Source organism: Prevotella sp. OH937_COT-195 (assembly GCF_003932845.1).
GTDB lineage: Bacteria > Bacteroidota > Bacteroidia > Bacteroidales > Bacteroidaceae > Prevotella.
Genome location: NZ_RQZH01000018.1, coordinates 25,488 through 42,118 on the forward strand (window position 1 = coordinate 25,488; position 16,631 = coordinate 42,118).

The 16,631-nt window shown below is 45.7% G+C and carries 11 protein-coding genes, 1 tRNA gene and 1 pseudogene; 5 read left to right on the top strand and 8 right to left on the bottom strand.

Annotation, left to right across the window (positions count from 1 at the left end; all coding sequences use genetic code 11):
- Positions 1–39 precede the first annotated feature (39 nt).
- Together EII32_RS07810 and recN are read left to right on the top strand one after the other, a co-directional pair.
- Positions 40–942 (top strand): DUF4835 family protein, encoded by a 903-nt coding sequence (locus EII32_RS07810; RefSeq protein ID WP_125234877.1) that lies wholly within the window; start codon positions 40–42, stop codon positions 940–942.
- A 3-nt stretch (positions 943–945) separates the two neighbouring features.
- On the top strand, positions 946–2,607 hold the full coding sequence (gene recN, locus EII32_RS07815) for a DNA repair protein RecN (RefSeq protein WP_125234878.1): 1,662 nt from the start codon (positions 946–948) through the stop codon (positions 2,605–2,607).
- Between the two features lie 332 nt (positions 2,608–2,939).
- Here the strand turns inward: recN and EII32_RS07820 are convergent, their stop codons facing one another.
- From EII32_RS07820 to EII32_RS07830, 3 genes are all read right to left on the bottom strand, one after another.
- On the bottom strand, positions 2,940–3,941 hold the full coding sequence (locus EII32_RS07820; protein WP_125234879.1) for a TlpA disulfide reductase family protein: 1,002 nt from the start codon (positions 3,939–3,941) through the stop codon (positions 2,940–2,942).
- Positions 3,942–3,988: 47 nt separating this feature from the next.
- Positions 3,989–5,668, bottom strand: a complete 1,680-nt coding sequence (locus EII32_RS07825; RefSeq protein ID WP_125234880.1) for a tetratricopeptide repeat protein — start codon at positions 5,666–5,668, stop codon at positions 3,989–3,991.
- 32 nt (positions 5,669–5,700) lie between these two features.
- Positions 5,701–5,785, bottom strand: a tRNA-Leu gene (locus EII32_RS07830).
- A gap of 176 nt (positions 5,786–5,961) precedes the next feature.
- Between EII32_RS07830 and EII32_RS07835 the strand changes: the two genes are divergently transcribed.
- Positions 5,962–6,183 carry a hypothetical protein gene (locus EII32_RS07835; protein ID WP_125234881.1) on the top strand — a complete coding sequence of 74 codons (222 nt, stop codon included), beginning with the start codon at positions 5,962–5,964 and terminating at the stop codon, positions 6,181–6,183.
- A gap of 126 nt (positions 6,184–6,309) precedes the next feature.
- Here the strand turns inward: EII32_RS07835 and EII32_RS07840 are convergent, their stop codons facing one another.
- The 5 genes from EII32_RS07840 to EII32_RS07860 all read right to left on the bottom strand — a co-directional run bounded on the left by EII32_RS07840 (position 6,310) and on the right by EII32_RS07860 (position 12,170).
- Positions 6,310–7,092, bottom strand: coding sequence for a DUF5672 family protein (locus EII32_RS07840; protein ID WP_125234882.1), 783 nt, complete (start codon positions 7,090–7,092; stop codon positions 6,310–6,312).
- A gap of 4 nt (positions 7,093–7,096) precedes the next feature.
- Positions 7,097–7,855, bottom strand: a complete 759-nt coding sequence (locus EII32_RS07845; protein ID WP_158611151.1) for a lipopolysaccharide kinase InaA family protein — start codon at positions 7,853–7,855, stop codon at positions 7,097–7,099.
- A 599-nt stretch (positions 7,856–8,454) separates the two neighbouring features.
- On the bottom strand, positions 8,455–8,871 hold the full coding sequence (locus EII32_RS07850; RefSeq protein WP_125234884.1) for a hypothetical protein: 417 nt from the start codon (positions 8,869–8,871) through the stop codon (positions 8,455–8,457).
- A gap of 418 nt (positions 8,872–9,289) precedes the next feature.
- Entirely contained in the window at positions 9,290–10,786 is a 1,497-nt protein-coding gene (locus EII32_RS07855; RefSeq protein ID WP_410524576.1) for an MBOAT family O-acyltransferase, read from the bottom strand.
- Positions 10,787–10,796: 10 nt separating this feature from the next.
- Complete coding sequence (locus EII32_RS07860) at positions 10,797–12,170, bottom strand: hypothetical protein (RefSeq protein ID WP_125234885.1); 1,374 nt, start codon at positions 12,168–12,170, stop codon at positions 10,797–10,799.
- Between the two features lie 441 nt (positions 12,171–12,611).
- Between EII32_RS07860 and EII32_RS07865 the strand changes: the two genes are divergently transcribed.
- Entirely contained in the window at positions 12,612–15,485 is a 2,874-nt protein-coding gene (locus EII32_RS07865; protein WP_158611152.1) for a thiol protease/hemagglutinin PrtT, read from the top strand.
- 508 nt (positions 15,486–15,993) lie between these two features.
- A pseudogene (locus EII32_RS12520) lies at positions 15,994–16,622 on the top strand (transposase).
- The last annotated feature ends 9 nt before the right edge of the window (positions 16,623–16,631 follow it).

The following is a 16,631-nucleotide window of genomic DNA, read 5'->3' on the forward strand; positions in this document are numbered from 1 at the left end:
GCTGTACGCCGCAACGGCATTGCAATAAATGAAAGAACCATGAAAAGAATACTTGCCATAATACCACTGCTCGCAATGGTTTTGTGTTCGGAAGCACAGGAACTGCAGGCACGCGTCACCGTGAACCACCAACAGGTGCAGGGTACCGACGCATCGGTTTTCGAGACTCTGCAACAGACTCTCGAACAGTTTATAAACGAACAGCAATGGACATCGCTGCAATTTCAAAAGAACGAGCGCATACCGTGCAGCATAAACATAACGGTGACAAAATATGACGCGGCATCAAATCTTTTCACATGCAATGCCATGATACAGGCAAACAGACCTGTGTACAACGCTTCATACACCACAACACTTTACAACAATCGCGATAACAATTTCGATTTCGAGTTCGCACAATTCGATCAACTAAATTTCAACGAAGAACAGATAGACAACCAACTCGTGGCACTTACGGCATACTACGCATTGCTGATAATAGGCATAAACCTCGACTCGTTCGCACCGATGGGCGGAGAGGATGTGCTGCAGAGGTGTCTCAACCTGACGAACAATGCACAAAACCTTTCATTCACGGGATGGAAGGCGTTCGACAACGACCGTAACCGATTTGCCGTAATCAATGACTATATGGAGGGAGCAATGCGACCGTTCAGACAGTTTCAATACGACTACTACCGACTCGGACTCGACGAGATGGCAAACAACGTCGAAAGAGGGCGCACAAACATAACCACCGCATTGGAGAAAGGATTGAAGAAAGCACACGAAGACCGACCGCTGAGCAGACTGCCGCAGATATGGACGGACTATAAGAAGGATGAACTCGCAAATATATATAAAGGAAAGGGAACACAGAAAGAGAAAGAAACGGTATATGAAATTCTTTTCTCCATCAACGCTTCACAGAACAATTCGTGGGAAAAGATAAAGGAATAGAAAATGCTGAAACGACTATACATAAAGAATTTCACGCTGATAGAAACTCTCGACATTGAGTTCGGAAAAGGATTTTCGGTCGTCACGGGAGAGACGGGAGCCGGAAAGAGCATCATTCTCGGAGCAATTGCAATGCTGCTCGGTCAACGCGCTGACTCAAAACAAATAAAATCGGGTGCCGAGAGGTGCATAATAGAGGCGCATTTCGACATTGCCGACTACCAAATGCAGGATTTTTTCACGGAAAAAGACATCGAATACGATTCCACAGACTGCATTCTGAGACGCGAACTCACTGCCGCAGGAAAGAGCAGGGCATTCATAAACGACACACCCGTACCCCTCACGACAATAAAACAACTCGGAATGGCATTGATAGACATACACAGCCAGCATCAGAATCTTATGCTGCGAGAGGAGGATTTCCAACTCGGGGTGGTCGATATAATTGCCGGAGACAACAGACTCGTTGACGGATACAAGGAGGCATACGCCGCACTGACAACGGCAAAGAGGGAGTTGAAGAAAATGAAAGACGACATCAGGCGGAATGCGGAGGACGAGGACTACATGCGTTTTCAACTCGGAGAATTGCAAGAAGCCAACCTGTACGAGGGAATGCAGGAAGAATTGGAGCAGGAGAGCCTGACCATGAGTCATGCCGAAGACATCAAGGGGGCTTTGTTTTTGGCAAACTCACTGTTGTCCGGAGACGGCGAACAGGGCGTAATCGACAAACTCAGGGAGGCGGCACGGGCGTTGAACGGTATTGCGGGAGTTTACGGCAACGCTGCAGAAATGGCAGAAAGAATCGACAGTTGCTCAATAGAACTGAAAGACATCGGGCAAGATCTTGGGCAATGGGCGGACGACGTGGATTTCGATCCGAGGCGTCTCGATGATATAAACGGCAAACTCAATGTAATCTATTCGTTACAGAAGAAACACCGGGTAAGTACGGTGGGAGAACTGATTTCGATAGAGAAAGACCTCACCGAACGTCTCGAACATATAGAGAACGGAGACGAAGAAGTGAGAATGTTATCTGAAAAAGTGGAGAAATTGCACGCGAAATGCACAGACGCAGCGACAATACTCACAAAGCAACGACGCAAGGCAGCCGCAGAGATCGAGAAAGAAATGAAAAAAAGACTCGTACCATTGGGAATCCCGAAAGTACGGTTTGCCGTTTCAATAGACGAGAAACCGCTGTCGCCGGACGGTGCAGACAAGGTGTCGTTCATGTTCAGTGCAAACACAAGTACGGATATGTGTCCGGTAAGCGAGGTGGCATCGGGAGGAGAAGTTGCACGCGTAATGCTGTCGATAAAAGCCATGATAAGCGGTGCGGCGCAACTGCCTACCATTATCTTCGATGAGATTGACACCGGAGTGAGCGGCAAAATTGCAGAACAAATGGGAGCAATGATGCAGGAGATGGCAGGAAACGACCGACAGGTAATCAGCATAACACACCTTCCGCAGATTGCCGCAAGCGGCACCACACACTACAAGGTGTATAAAGAAGAAACATCAAAGGGAACCGTATCGACAATGACAATGCTTACCAATGAGGAACGAGTGCGAGAAATTGCACAGATGCTCAGCGGAGCAGACATAACCGAGGCGGCGGTAAACAACGCAAGGGAGTTGCTGGATAAATAAGGAAAGCAAGTAGATTACCATAAAAAATCAATTAACAAAAGAGACTTTTCGGTAATTCGGAACAGCCTTTTCGGAAATTGGTGAAAGTTTTTTATCAATTAAGTGTTCTAAATCAATTGCCTGTCATCTTTACATTTGCCTCTCAATCAGTATGTTGTATGAAAGAAAGAGTATGACGACTACACTACTGACGACAACCGACAGAATGACGAAAAACATAAGTAAAGATACGAGTAAAATAAGAAACTGATAAAACCATACATACAGGTATGGGATTAGTTTTGAATACCTGCCGGGATAAAGAGCCTCCGTAAAAAGAAAGGAATAAATGTTTATCTGATTTCGTCTATCTTCTTGATAAGTTTTTCCGTATCAAGATTTCGCTCCACGGCACGCCCCTGCTTGTTGAAGATTATGTTGTCCGGAACATTGTATAGTCCGAATTGAGCAGCCAGTCTGCCCTCGAACATTTTGCCATCGCACACCATAGGCCATGATATGGAATCTTGTCCCAACGCCCTCTTTATCTGTTCGCTGCTTGCATCGAAGCAAATTGTAATAACCTTGAATGCGTTCCCCGTGTCTTTCATTTTCTGTTTCAACATCCGGAGTTGGTTAATGCTTTCATTTTGCCATGCGGCACATGTAGTAATTATCGTGACATTCCCTTGCAGTTCTTTGTTGTTTATCGTTCGTCCGTCGGTAGAATGTACCGAGAAATTGGGCATTGTCATTCCCGTACCGGTGTTTTTCATAAGCATTATGTCATTTCTCAGTCGCACGAGCCGTCCATTGTCCTGTTGTTCCGCAATCATCTTGTCGAGTAGTTGCAATGCCTTTCCGTATTCCGGTTTGTTTGTTACAACGAGGTATCTGCGCAACAGATATTCGCTGACATGCGACCCGGGGTGGTCGCCGATGAATAGTTCTGCATGACGAGCCACTTCCGGTGGCGACATCTGTGCCGTCTGTTTCCGGAAGTTGGTCATCAGTTTGTTCTGTTCGGTACCCGTAACCTCCATTTCTTTCAGGCGGGAAGCGTCAGCGTTCATGTCAACGCTCCCCCCCGGCTCGGTAAACACCGGGTGTTCCGAGTAGTTTGGGAATACGAACATCAGCGTTCCCGGTGCGTTACAAGGTATCTCATACGAGAATCTTCCGCCCGACACGTTTATCGTGTCTATGCCTACCATGGCACCGTCGTTGCTGTAAACGAGCAGTTGTCCTTGATTTATGTGCAGGAAATGCCCTTTGATGCGGAATCGTCCGCGTCGCGATGAACACGCCGCTGTCAGCAATGCGCATATTATTATAAGGTATGTTCTCCATTTCATTGCTCAAGAACGTATGTTGTAATACTCTGCACAGCCGCCCCGGCATGCTATTTTTTCACGTCTTTCATCTCGATGTCGCTGTCTCCGTAAGTCGCAAAGAAAGAATCTGCGTATGCCGCCTTCAGCATATATTCCGATGCTTTGACATTCTGTCCGGTGCGTGCCATGAGCAGTGCGTTGAGGTAATGAGTCAGTGCATTGGTGTTCTCGATGTTCGCTAACGTCTGTGCTGCTCCGCTGTAATTCTTGTTCAGAATCTGTGCCAGAGCCTCAAGATTACTTTTATCATCTTTAAGATTCCGTTCCGCGAGTACATAATTACCCTTTGCTATGTTCAGTATGCCCAGCACTTTGCCCATGCCTGCTGCTCCGGTGGCATCTGAGAGGTATCGCTCCGCCATCTCGATGTCTCCGTGTCGCATAGCCATTATTGCCATGTTGGCATACGCTTCCGGCAGTTTTCCGGATTCCATTGCCTCGTTGAATTTGTCGAGAGCCTCAAGTTCTTTTCCTCTCATCATCTCAATCACGCCAATGTTGTTCTTTGCCCGATAGTCGCGCGGATATATTTCTTCCGTTTTTACATATACGGCCTTGCGTTTTTCCAAGTCTTCTTCGAGCGTAGCGGTATATAACAGTTCGTCCGCGGTAAGTTTCCTCGGGTCTTTGGCATACTGTTCTTTCAGTTGTCCGTCGCTTCGTCCCACCGTCTCGTAGTTTATTATCATTCTCGCGCGACGCAGTTCGGGTAGTATTCCATCGGCAAGTTCGCGGAAACCCTCGCTCATGTTACGTATTTGCTGCTCCCGTTGTTCGGGGTCTTGATACATCGACAGCACTCTCAGTATCACATCCTTGTCCTGAATGTTGCTTGCCGCCACCAATTGTTGGAAGCCTTCCCAGTCTTCCGCCGTATATCGTGCCGATACATTCCCTTTGATTTTTGCCTGCTTCATCTGCCCCCGCACATAGTCTTCGGATACCGACTGACGACGGTTTGCGAGACGGTCGTTTACCGAGAAACTGCCTTCCGGCGAAGCATAAGCGAGCACTTCCACGTTCTTCAGGTTCAGACTCTCGTGTTCCCGATTTATTCTGCGCAGCATTTCCACGAACTCTTTCACCGAGTTTCCTGTCAGTTCGCTTTTTCTGATGTTCGCTTGGTTTACGAGGAACTTTATCTGCGCCTCCATTTTTCGGTTGTTGATGCGCTGGAACGAGTCAGGGGCTATGCACGGCATCTCCGTCTCAAGAGCCTTTCTGTAAAGTTCCGAAGTGGCAATTATTCCCGATGCCACCTTTATCAGAGGTTGCTTTATCTCCTTTTTGCCCACACGTGCCACAACATTCATATAAAGATCGCTGCGGTGCAGTTCTTCGGTATAGTCGAATGTCTGTCGCATTGTGAAATTACCTCCGTTGTCGAAAGGAATTACCGGGAAATTATCCCTTATTTTCTCGCCTTGGAACGATGTTCCCTCTTCGGCTCGCACTATGTATTTGTTGCCTCCGCGCAGTTCGGGTGTAATGGTCACCACCGCATTTTTCTTCATGAACTTGGCAGGGAATCTGCCGTTGATGGTTACCGTTACCTGCCCTCCGCGTGTTTCCATGGGGTTCGGTGTCACCTCGAAATTAGACGCCGTCAGTTGCCCCATCTTTGATGAGCACGATGTGGTTGCGACTAAGACTGATGCTGTAAGAAGGTAAAGAAGATTTTTACGCATAACAAAAATCATTGTTTATAAGATGAAAAGTGTGCCGCGAGCGGGACTCGAACCCGCACAGCCATTCCTGGCCAAGGGATTTTAAGTCCCTCGTGTCTACCATTCCACCATCGCGGCCGACGAAGAATTTTTATGGTTGCAAAGATACATTGATTATTCCTAACCTCCAAAACATTTAGCATATTTTTGCAAGTCTCCGCGAGCGATAGCCGTAAGTGCAAACTCAATCGACAAATGGAATATTGAGAATAAGATTAAACCCAAATCGGTCATTAGACCGCATTTGCTTAGATTTGCTATTGCCGTCACGCTTCCCAACTGCTTTAGCCCGCTTGCTGACATCTGCGCAGCCGTTTCATCTCGATGTAGCTCGCTACGCCTTCGATGAAACGGCTGCACATCTGCTCAACAATCAAACAAAACCGGTTGAGGCTTCTAATGACCGATTTGGGTTAAAAAAACTACGGTTTGTGTGTGACCATGCTTTGCATCTTCACTTACATTATTGTATTTAGGTCTTACCGTATGAACCATTATTGATATTCTCATGTTATATGTATATGTTTTCTCTTGTCAAACCTGCCCGATGTTTGCATGAGAAAGTTTTTCGGTACATGGTGCAGATTGAGCGTTTTTGACAATTACGACCGAACTGACGGGGCAATGAAGCGTTTCCAAAATCCCCATCGGCTGCGGTGTCGGTATCCGTGGCAACCCATCGGCAGGCATCGACCGAGTTTTTTGTAGCACACCGCAGGTTTTACGTCGAATGCGAAAGTCATGGCCTCGTTTGCCGACGGTGTGCGCAGTTCGGTCGCCACGAGTGCGAAAAACACATCTTCGTTGTGCATAGAGTTGCGTGCCTCTATAAACATCTTCGCCTTATCGGCGTGAGTCTCGCATGCCTTTATGAATGCAGCGACACGCCTGAGCGACAGTCCGCCGTTGCCAACATGCCCGTAGGTATCGCTTCGCAACATTTTTTGGGAGGATACCATTCTGCGCCGCAGACTTGTCAATTGCTTAAAAGGGAAATGCGAATATAAAGGCCAGGTAATCCATGGTGCAGCCACATGGTCTATGGAGCGATCCATCCATATATCCAAGTCATCGCGAAATATCCATGCATCGGTATGGCATACGAGTATGAACTCGCAGTCGGAGAACATCCGATAGAAATCCGCCGACATCATCATGGCATTGTATCCGGCAATTCCGTTTTTTCTCCCCAACCACTCTTCGCTTACCTCTTTTACCTCTGCCTGTGGATATTTCCTTTCAATCCACGATATGTCAAGTCCCCGCGGCTTGAGCAGCACCGTTGTACGGCGGCTCAGTTGCCGCATGTTGTTGTCGAGTGCCTCGGTCTCCTCCGGTTTAAGTGTTTCCCGATATATGGGTATGATAATCTTCACTCGTGGCATGTCTTTAAACATCTATCTTGAAAGGGAGTTTGTCTTTATCCTTGTAATTTTTCCAAAAAGTGCGGCGCAGAGCCATTGTTTCCTTTTCGCAAGCATCCTCGTCGAAGCCGCGTGCGCGGGCATAACTTCGCACCATTATACCGACAAGTCGCCTCGAACCCCACATCTTTTTCATGTTGCGACAACCTTCGTGCATTCCCACCTCTCCGAACCGCATTCGGTTGGTATCCACGAGACTGAAACAAAACGTGCCGTCGTCGTTCTTGTTCCATAGTATATTGCCCGGAGTGTAGTCGCAATGCAATATCCGGGCATCGTGAAGACGTGCCGTAAAACAACCGAGTGCCTCCATTAGTTCCGCGTACTCATCGTCATCTTTTCCCGCTACCTCGTACATGGTGTGGCAGTTCTGCCGGTGTATGCTCACAAAGAACGAGAAACCCAATATTCCGGCAGTGCGTTGCTCTATGTATGCCACCGGTTCGGGGGTGTCTATGCCTGCGTCTGCGAGCAGTACGGGGTGCTCGAATGCGCGCTTTCCTTTCGCCTTCCGTATGCCCAGCGAATAGATAAGCGAGTTGGGGAAATGTGGTTTGTGGTAACGTTTGACATTAAGGAGAAGTCCTTCCGGCGCGTCCATTACCTTTATTATATTACGGAGTTTGTATATCTCACGTCCCTCATCGGAGAACTTTGCCGGCATCTCTTCGAGCCATTTATACAGTTCTTCGTACTTCGGGTTTATGAGGATGGTTGTCTTCATGACTGCAAAGTTAAGCGAAACATCAGACAATACAAAATTAAAGAGACTGAATTTTCGTGACATAAAAACAGAAAACAAAAATCGAACATTCGAGACAGAAATACACCGTTCCGGGATAATATTTTACTATGCGAAAATAAAAACATACTTACTTGTCATGGCAACCGAAATCCTCACATGCAGGATTAACAATAAAACACACTGCTCCATAGACAATTTTGACACAAATACTGACACGAATCCATTGTCGGTATTGGCAACATGCAATTTGTACCACAAGAAAACATAAACAAACATCGAAATCATCCATACAAACAGAGTAACCATCTGATTCTCTCGGCAGATGTCGGTACGGTTGCAATTTCGGCGGTTTTGGTATGCAATTTCGCCTGAATTACTCTGCAAAACCGCCGAAAATGCCTGCCATTATGCCACAAAATGGTAATTGAGAAAGTTTAGTTGTGAAAAAGAGATGACTTCTCCTATCGTGTGGAAAATTTACAGCCTGCAAAATAAAGACTTCGGAACAGGGCATAATCCCTCATCCGAAGTCTTGTTATAACATAAAGTGGCTTCTACGATCCACCATAATAGAAATATTACATTTCTTCCATCAGTTTCTCCATTCCCAATTCCTTGGCCGCTTCTTTTTGGAAATTGTCGTCTTCGATCAATTTCTTTCCGATTTCTGTTTTTTCAGCTGCAGCGTTAAAGTCGGTTATTTGTTTTTGAAGTTCTGTGAACTTTTCCATTTTCTCCATTATTTCCGCAGCTATTTTAAATTGCTCTTCCTCACTTTTTCCTTCCATTTCTTTTTTGAATGATACAGCTTCCTCAAGCATTGGTTTTGATGCTTTCATTACCGATTTGAAAGCATCTTTCCACTCGTCTTCGGTCCAGTTTGCACCGTCTTTCTGTGCGCTTTCCACTACTGTTTTTAAGTCTTTTTCTCCTCCGCAAGAAACAAAGAAGAGTCCCATCATCATGATGAATACACCTAAAATTGTTTTTTTCATTATCAATAAATTTAAAGGGTTAATAAAATTTGCATTATCTTATGTCATGATAATTCTGTTTTGTCGGCAAAATGTGTTGTTTGTTAATATTTCCGCAAAGATATATAAAAAGTTTATATATTCCAAATATTTCCTTTTAAAACAGGTTATTTGGTTCTTTTTTGTATCTTGCAATTTTTCTTTTTAACCCAAATCGGTCATTAGAACCCTCAACCGATTTTGTTCGATTGTTGAGCAGATGTGCAGCCGTTTAATCGAAGGCGTAGCGGGCTGCGTCGGGATGTAATGGCTGCGCAGATGGCAGCAAGCGGGCTAAAGCAGTCGGGAAGCGTAACGGCAATGGCAAATCTAAGCAAATGCGGTCTAATGACAGATTTGGGTTTAAATGTCGGGAGGCGTACGAATGCGTCGTACGGCATCAGAATTGGAAATATATGAACGGTTGAATATCGCTCGACTTTACCTGTATCACAATGTATATCACTGCCGTGATGAGTGTTGCCCCCACCATAACGTTGGTCATTGACAGGCGTGCGATGATGCGACTCTGCCATCTGTCAGGCAGGAAATGACTCACAAATCCGAACAGCATCAACCCGAACACCCAAGGATAACCGCTCACCACCTGCAGGAACAGTTCCGGATGGAAGTTGCTTACAATCTGTGTAACAATCGTTATGCTTGTTTCCAAGTCGCTGCTGCGGAAGAATATCCAGCAGAAACACACGAAATGAAACGTGAGTATTACGGCTGCCACCCGTCTCCATCCTCGGCCGGTGTAGCTTTTGTCGTGGTGCAGTATCTCCTGTGAGAAGAACTTGTGAATGCTCAGTGCCAGTCCGTGCAACGCTCCCCAAAATATGAAGTTCCATGACGCACCGTGCCACAGTCCGCCGAGTAACATTGTAATCGTAAGGTTTAAGTATGTTTTCAGTTTGCCCTTGCGGTTGCCTCCGAGCGAGATATACAAGTATTGTTTCAACCATGTGGACAGCGAGATGTGCCATCTCCTCCAAAAGTCGGTAACCGACACTGCACGATATGGCGCATTGAAGTTCATCGGGAAACGGAATCCGAGCAGCAGTGCTATGCCGATGGCCATGTCGCTGTATCCCGAGAAATCGCAGTAAATCTGTAAAGCATAACCGTATATGCCGAGCAATACTTCCAAACCACTGAACATCTCGGGGTGGTCGAATACGCGTTCCACGAAATTTATGCTGATATAATCTGATATGACTGCTTTCTTGAAGAGTCCTATTATTATAAGGTAAACTCCCATTCCGAACATTCGGCGTGTTACTTGCAGCGGTTTTCTTATCTGCGGAACGAAGTCGCGGGCTTTCACAATGGGTCCCGCCACGAGTTGGGGGAAGAACGAAACGAAAAACGCATAGTCAAGCAACGAGTCGAGCGGACATATCTCTCGTCGGTATATGTCTATTGTGTAACTCAGGCTTTGGAACGTGAAGAAACTTATTCCCACGGGCAAGAATATGTCGAGCGGTTGGAAGTTGTTGTCTATAATCTGCGAGAGCGAACCAAGAAAGAAATTGGTATATTTAAAATAAGCGAGCAGCGACAGGTCTATTATCACGCTCAGTGCCACTAGCCAGCCCGTCTTACGCTTGTCGTCAGGGTTTCGCTCGATTATTTTTCCCATCTGTCTTCCTATCAACCAATCGCTTGCCGTTACCACTGCGAGCAACATGAAATAGATGCCGCTGCTCTTGTAATAGAAGAAATAGGAGAACAGTGTCACGAAAACCAATCGTGCCATGAGTTTCCTTTGCAGCAACATGTATATGAATGTGAAACCGAGGAACAGCCACAAGAACATTCCGCTGCTGAAAATCATCGGCTGCTCGGAATCGTATTCCAACACCCGTGCAATATTCTCCATTATCGTCATCATTCCGTCCCGATTATTTTCCGGCCATTATTCCGTCGAACAATTTCTTTGCAACGTATGCGCCGCCTTTGAAATTGATGTGCGTATAGTCTTTTCCCGCCATTCCCTTCTGTGCCATCTTGCTTATGCCTCCGTTTCCTCCCATTGCCTCAAACATGTTGAAGAAAGCCACTTTGTTGTCTGCGGCCAGCAGTTGTTGGTATGAGACCAATTCCTCTACTCCTTTCATTGTTTTTATCTGCCCGCCTACTCGCTGGTCGCGGTCGCTCATGCTGACAATGAGGATGGCAGTGTTCGGATAGCAACGTTTTAGCATATCTATCACTTTTGTCATTTGTGCCACATAGTTCTGCATTTGCTTTTGGGTACTGCGCGGACTCGTGGCGTTCAGTCCGAACTGTAATACAAGCAGGTCATACGGTCGTTTTTCCGACATCTCTTTCATCGTATTTTCAGGTATTCCGGCAAGCGAAATTCCCGAACTGCCCCTCATGGCGAAGTTATCCACCACCACACCTTGTTGCGGGTCGAGTGCCGTTCCATAGAACAACGTCGAAGCGTTTGCACCGCTCACGGTCCATTTTACTTTTGTCATCTGCCCTGCCACCGTTACGCTCTGCACGCCGGACGATGCTTCTGCCGAGAACGTTTTCTGTGCTCCGTCGTTCATTGTTGCCGTGATGCTGACAGGGGTCGACGTCTTGAAATATATGCTTGACGTACCCCACGAGCCGCAATGTTTGTTCCACATCGTGCCGCTAAGCGTCATATACGCCGAGCCTTCCACTGTGAAATATCTCTGTGATATTCCCTGCTTCGAGGCATTGAACGACTTACGTTCCATCACGGAATGGCTCGTAAATCCGCTCGTTGCCACTCTCACCGTGGGGCGTGCGCTGTTGGTTGTCTTTCCGCAGTCAACCCATCCCACTCCGTTTCCACCAAACTTTTCTTGAAACAATGCTCGCAGGTCGGTTGTCATTATATCGCTCTCTATGAACGAGTCGCCCCAATAGGCTACTCTTACCGGTCGGTTCATTTTCTGTACGTTTGCCAAAGCCTTGTAGAATGCCGCCATGCCGTGTGCTCCACCTCCCGAATAGTCTATCACGCAGGTGGTTCCCGGCGGACAAGGTTTCTTCTTTACAGAAGTATTCTTCGCGTTTCCTTTTGCCTTTTCCGTAACGACCGGTGCTGCCGGTACCACCGGTTTTGCAATAACGTCGCCACCGGCATCGCCGTCAATTTCCGGCAACAAGTCGCTGAGTATGTCAACATCTCTCAACTGTGTCCCTGCAAGCGACACTTGTGGCAAGAAATGCAGATAAACCAAAATGGTAACTATAATTGCTATAAGAACAAACGTTCTTGCTGGTTCATTGTTCATTTTTTAAAAAACATCTATTTGAAATATTCTTTCCTTTTCCGAAAACTAAGTTGCAAAATTACAACTTTTTTATCAAACAATACTTTGATTTTTAGTTTTTTTGAGCAACAAGACCGAATATTATACTTTTTATCAAGTAAACACAATCGGACGAACACACATCATTGCAAGTGTCATCACGTTATCAAAACCATTCTGCGGACTACCGTAATAAACAATTGGCACAGTCTTTTTATCAATACATTTTGTTCGAATTAAATTGTAAACAAATAGTTGTTAAAAAATAATTATCCATTCATTGCAAATTTAAAATAATGTATTAATTTTGCAACAAAAATACAGCCTGTGCCAAACGAGACCGTGTACAACCGCACCTCGACAGGTAAATATTACCATACGGAATAATTATCAAACTAAAATTTTATACCAATGAAAAGAACATTGCCAATATTGTTACTGTTCCTGACGATACTATCATCGGCAACATTTGCCAAGAAAGTATCACAGACAGAAGCAAGGAAAGTGGCAGAACGTTTCCTGAACGCGCGAATGGCGGGGAACGTAAAACTGCAGTCGATTGCCATTCCGCAGAATCTTAATATAAGAAAGTCTCCCCGACCGGGATACGCTCCTTATTATATATATAATTCCGGCAACGGCAATGGATTCGTCATAGTTTCGGGTGACGACGACATCGCAGAAATTCTGGCATACTCCGACGAGGGTTCGTTTGACTTTGAGAATGCTCCCGACAACATCGTGGCGTGGATGCAGTTCTATGCCGACATCATAGAGGGAAACATGAAAGAAATACCGACAAATGGGAAATATGCCAAAGAACCGGGAACACCTGTGGTAAACCCCATCCTTGACAAAATTGAATGGGGACAAGACGCACCTTTCAACGGCATATGTCCTACATACAAAAACGACGAAGGCAAAGACGTTAACTACTATGTAGGGTGCGTTGCCACGGCAATGGCACAGATAATGAGATTCCACAAGTATCCAGAACACGGAACGGGGACGTACACCTACAAGTCTAACGTGGGAAATCTCACAGCCGATTTCGGATCTACCACATACGATTGGAACAACATGCCGGCACGGCTCGAGAAAGAGAATGCCGACGCCGTACAAAACAACGCCGTGGCAACGCTGTGCAGTCAACTCGGCGTGTCGGTCAACATGACATACCTTCCCGGCGGAAGCGGAGCATACTCGCAGATGGTAACGGGAGCCATGGTGAAATATTTCGGATACGACAAGGGCATGAGTTACAAGGTGCGCGACTATTACAGCACACCTGAATGGATGCAGATGATAAAGACAGAACTCAATGCCAACCGACCGGTATTTTACAGTGCGTCGAACGAAGACGGACAAGGCGGACACGCTTTCGTGTGCGACGGATACGACTCTAACGATTTCGTGCATATCAACTGGGGCTGGTATGGCAAAAGCAACGGATATTTCATGGTAAATGCCATGAATCCGTACGAACTGGGGATTGGCGCGAACGGAGGAGGTTTCAACCTCGGACAGGAAATAATAGTGGGCATAAAACCGGCAGAAGAACCGAACCGAAAAGGAGAGTGGCCTGTATATGGAGGCGTACGACTCGCGGTATTCTCATACGGTACCAACGATGTAATGTACCAATACATGACATTCGTGGAGAACAACGACACAGAGAATTTCTCGGGAAAGATTGCAGCCGTACTCGAGAAAGACGGGAACATCGTGAAAGTACTGAAAGAAGGCGACATTAGCATAAGGGGTGTTGACCCGAATGCACAGAACTTGATAGAGGCAGTACAATACAAAATGCAGGACATCCCGGCAAAAGTGCAAGGAGTGGCCGACGGACAATACCACACGATGTTTGCCTTCAAGGCCGCAGATGCCGACAAATACACCATACTGCGCCATCCCAACGGCCTGCCGGCTTATGCCGATGTTACCGTTGCCGACGGAACAATGAATGCAACAATCCATACACCCGAGCCCGATGTAACGCTGCTCGAAAAGATTACCCCCGACGGAGACCTTTACGCAAAGGGGAGTGGAGCGTTCAGACTAAACCTGAAAAACAACAGCAACGATTTTTATTTGGGTAAGGTAATGCTGAAATTTACATCGACAGACAACCCGGAGAAATCATACATGGCAGGAGAACGGGGCGATGTTACAAACCGGGTGTATGACAACAGCGAAAAAATCATCACTCTCATCGTAAATCTTCCGGCCGACATGCCGCCCGGAACTTATCAGATAACGGCATTCGAAGACAAGCACGAGACCCACCCGTTCAATGACGATGCCGTGGGAAAGACCGTCGTGGAAGTGAAAGAAGAAGCCACGACACCTGTCATACGACAGACGAAAAACTATGAGTGGATAGGTGCAACGACATACGACCAAACCGTGAAACAAGGCGATAAGGCTCTCGTGTTGCAAGACGTGAGAAACTACGGAACGGAAGGAAAGGTGGGTATGCTGATGAAACTGGAGAAAGCAGACGACGCAACTACTTCATATCCATTCATTCTAATTAACGAGACGTTCAAACAAAGTGAGGCTCGCAACATGAGATACTACAACAGACTCGACGTAGACCCGGGACAGTATAAGATAAAGACATACTATATAACCGACAACGGAGAGAAGGCCGTGGAGGGTTTCTTCGAAGACTGCATAATAGATGTGAAAGAGAACCCCGACCTCGTGTTGGAATGCAATGAATTCACACTGCCCACAGAGATGCAAAAAGACGTAAAAGTACCGTTCAGCGTTACGTTGAAAGCAAACAAGGACTTTACCCGAAAGTTCTATATAAGACTGCGCCAAATGACCGGCAAGGGAGGAGAAGCCGTACACATCGAGTTCAACCTCAAGATGAAAGCGGGCGAGACGAAGACGATAACAAAGAACTACAAACCGACCCTGGCAGAAGGGAAGTACATAATAATAATGGAGACACAGAAAGACAAAACCACTTTCGAGACCGTGGGAAAATACGTCAACTACGGCAAAGTTTACAGCATAGGCACGGTTTCGGGCATAAACGACATAGAAATGGCGGGCAACAACATCGACATATCGTTCTCCGACAACGGGCACACCGTTACGATAAAACATGCCGACAACAATCTCCCCGCACCAAATGTCGAAGTGTTCAGTCTGTCGGGCACCAAAGTGCTTTCCGTGCACCCAATCTCGGAAGTGGTGTCACTACCTCTTTCCTGCGGAGTGTATGTACTGCAAGTAAACACCAGCAAAGGCATCGTGTCAAAGAAATTCGTGGTAAAATAACGAATGAACTATACAATATTTGTTAGCGATCCATTTACCCGTTAGTGGTAAACAATAAATTAAAACCGCCGATTTTGGAAAACAATTTCAGCGGTTTTGGTGTGTAATTCCGCCGAAATCACGATGCAAAACAGGCGTAATCGCTTTTCACCTTTCATTCAACATGTTGTATATAAGATATGGCACGGCATGCTTAACGACAGGTAAAAAACGATGCCATGACGAAAAAAGACGTAAAGATATTGGAAAGGAGAAAACAAATCAACTTGATACAAACCATATATTACGCGAGTTCGGGATAAGAACTCATCATAAAGTTTGGTAATATGCGGAAATAGTTGTACCTTTATAGTAATATAAATCAATAAAATACAAACAAAATCTGCCATGATTACCAAGGACAAAGTTTTTCATTTCGTTCAAGAAAACTCCGGAAATTTTCTGTATTATTGATGAATTTAACAAGAATTTTAATGCCGAACTTGATAAAAATCTGATTTTGCAATAGTTGGACGGCAACGGCAGACGGTATCGTAACCATAAAGGTCAAATGTGGGAAAGTGAAATAATGACCATTATGATATGCTGTAATTTCGGCACATACCGAGCTTTCAAGGATTATTATATGTACTATATCAAAGGTTATTTGAAGCATGATTTTTCCACAGCCGTATTCTGCAATCGCTTCGTGGAACTCATGCCACGGCTGTTCTTCAAGATGATGATGTTCATGAAACTATATGCTTTCGGCAAATGCACCGGCATAACATTCGTTGCCGGTAACATGATACCCGTTTGCCATAACATAAGACGTTATTTGAATAAGTTATATAAAGCAAGGACTGTTCGATATGTCATTCATCAAGGGATACATATTGTGCATTGGATCAAAGAGAACATGAAGAACAAAATAATGCCAATGTGGGATGAGATAATGCTTCGGAAAAGGTACATCACAGAGTGAGTGAATGAGTTGCTCAAGAACAAGGCGAACCTCGTTCATTCACGACACAGATCCGTGCATAACTTCATAATGAATCTGTGCTCGGCACTTACTGCATATTGTTTCTTTGAGAACAAACCAAAAGCATTGCTGGTACATGTGAAAAAACGAGACGGTTAGAACTCTTTTTTTGATGGATTTTA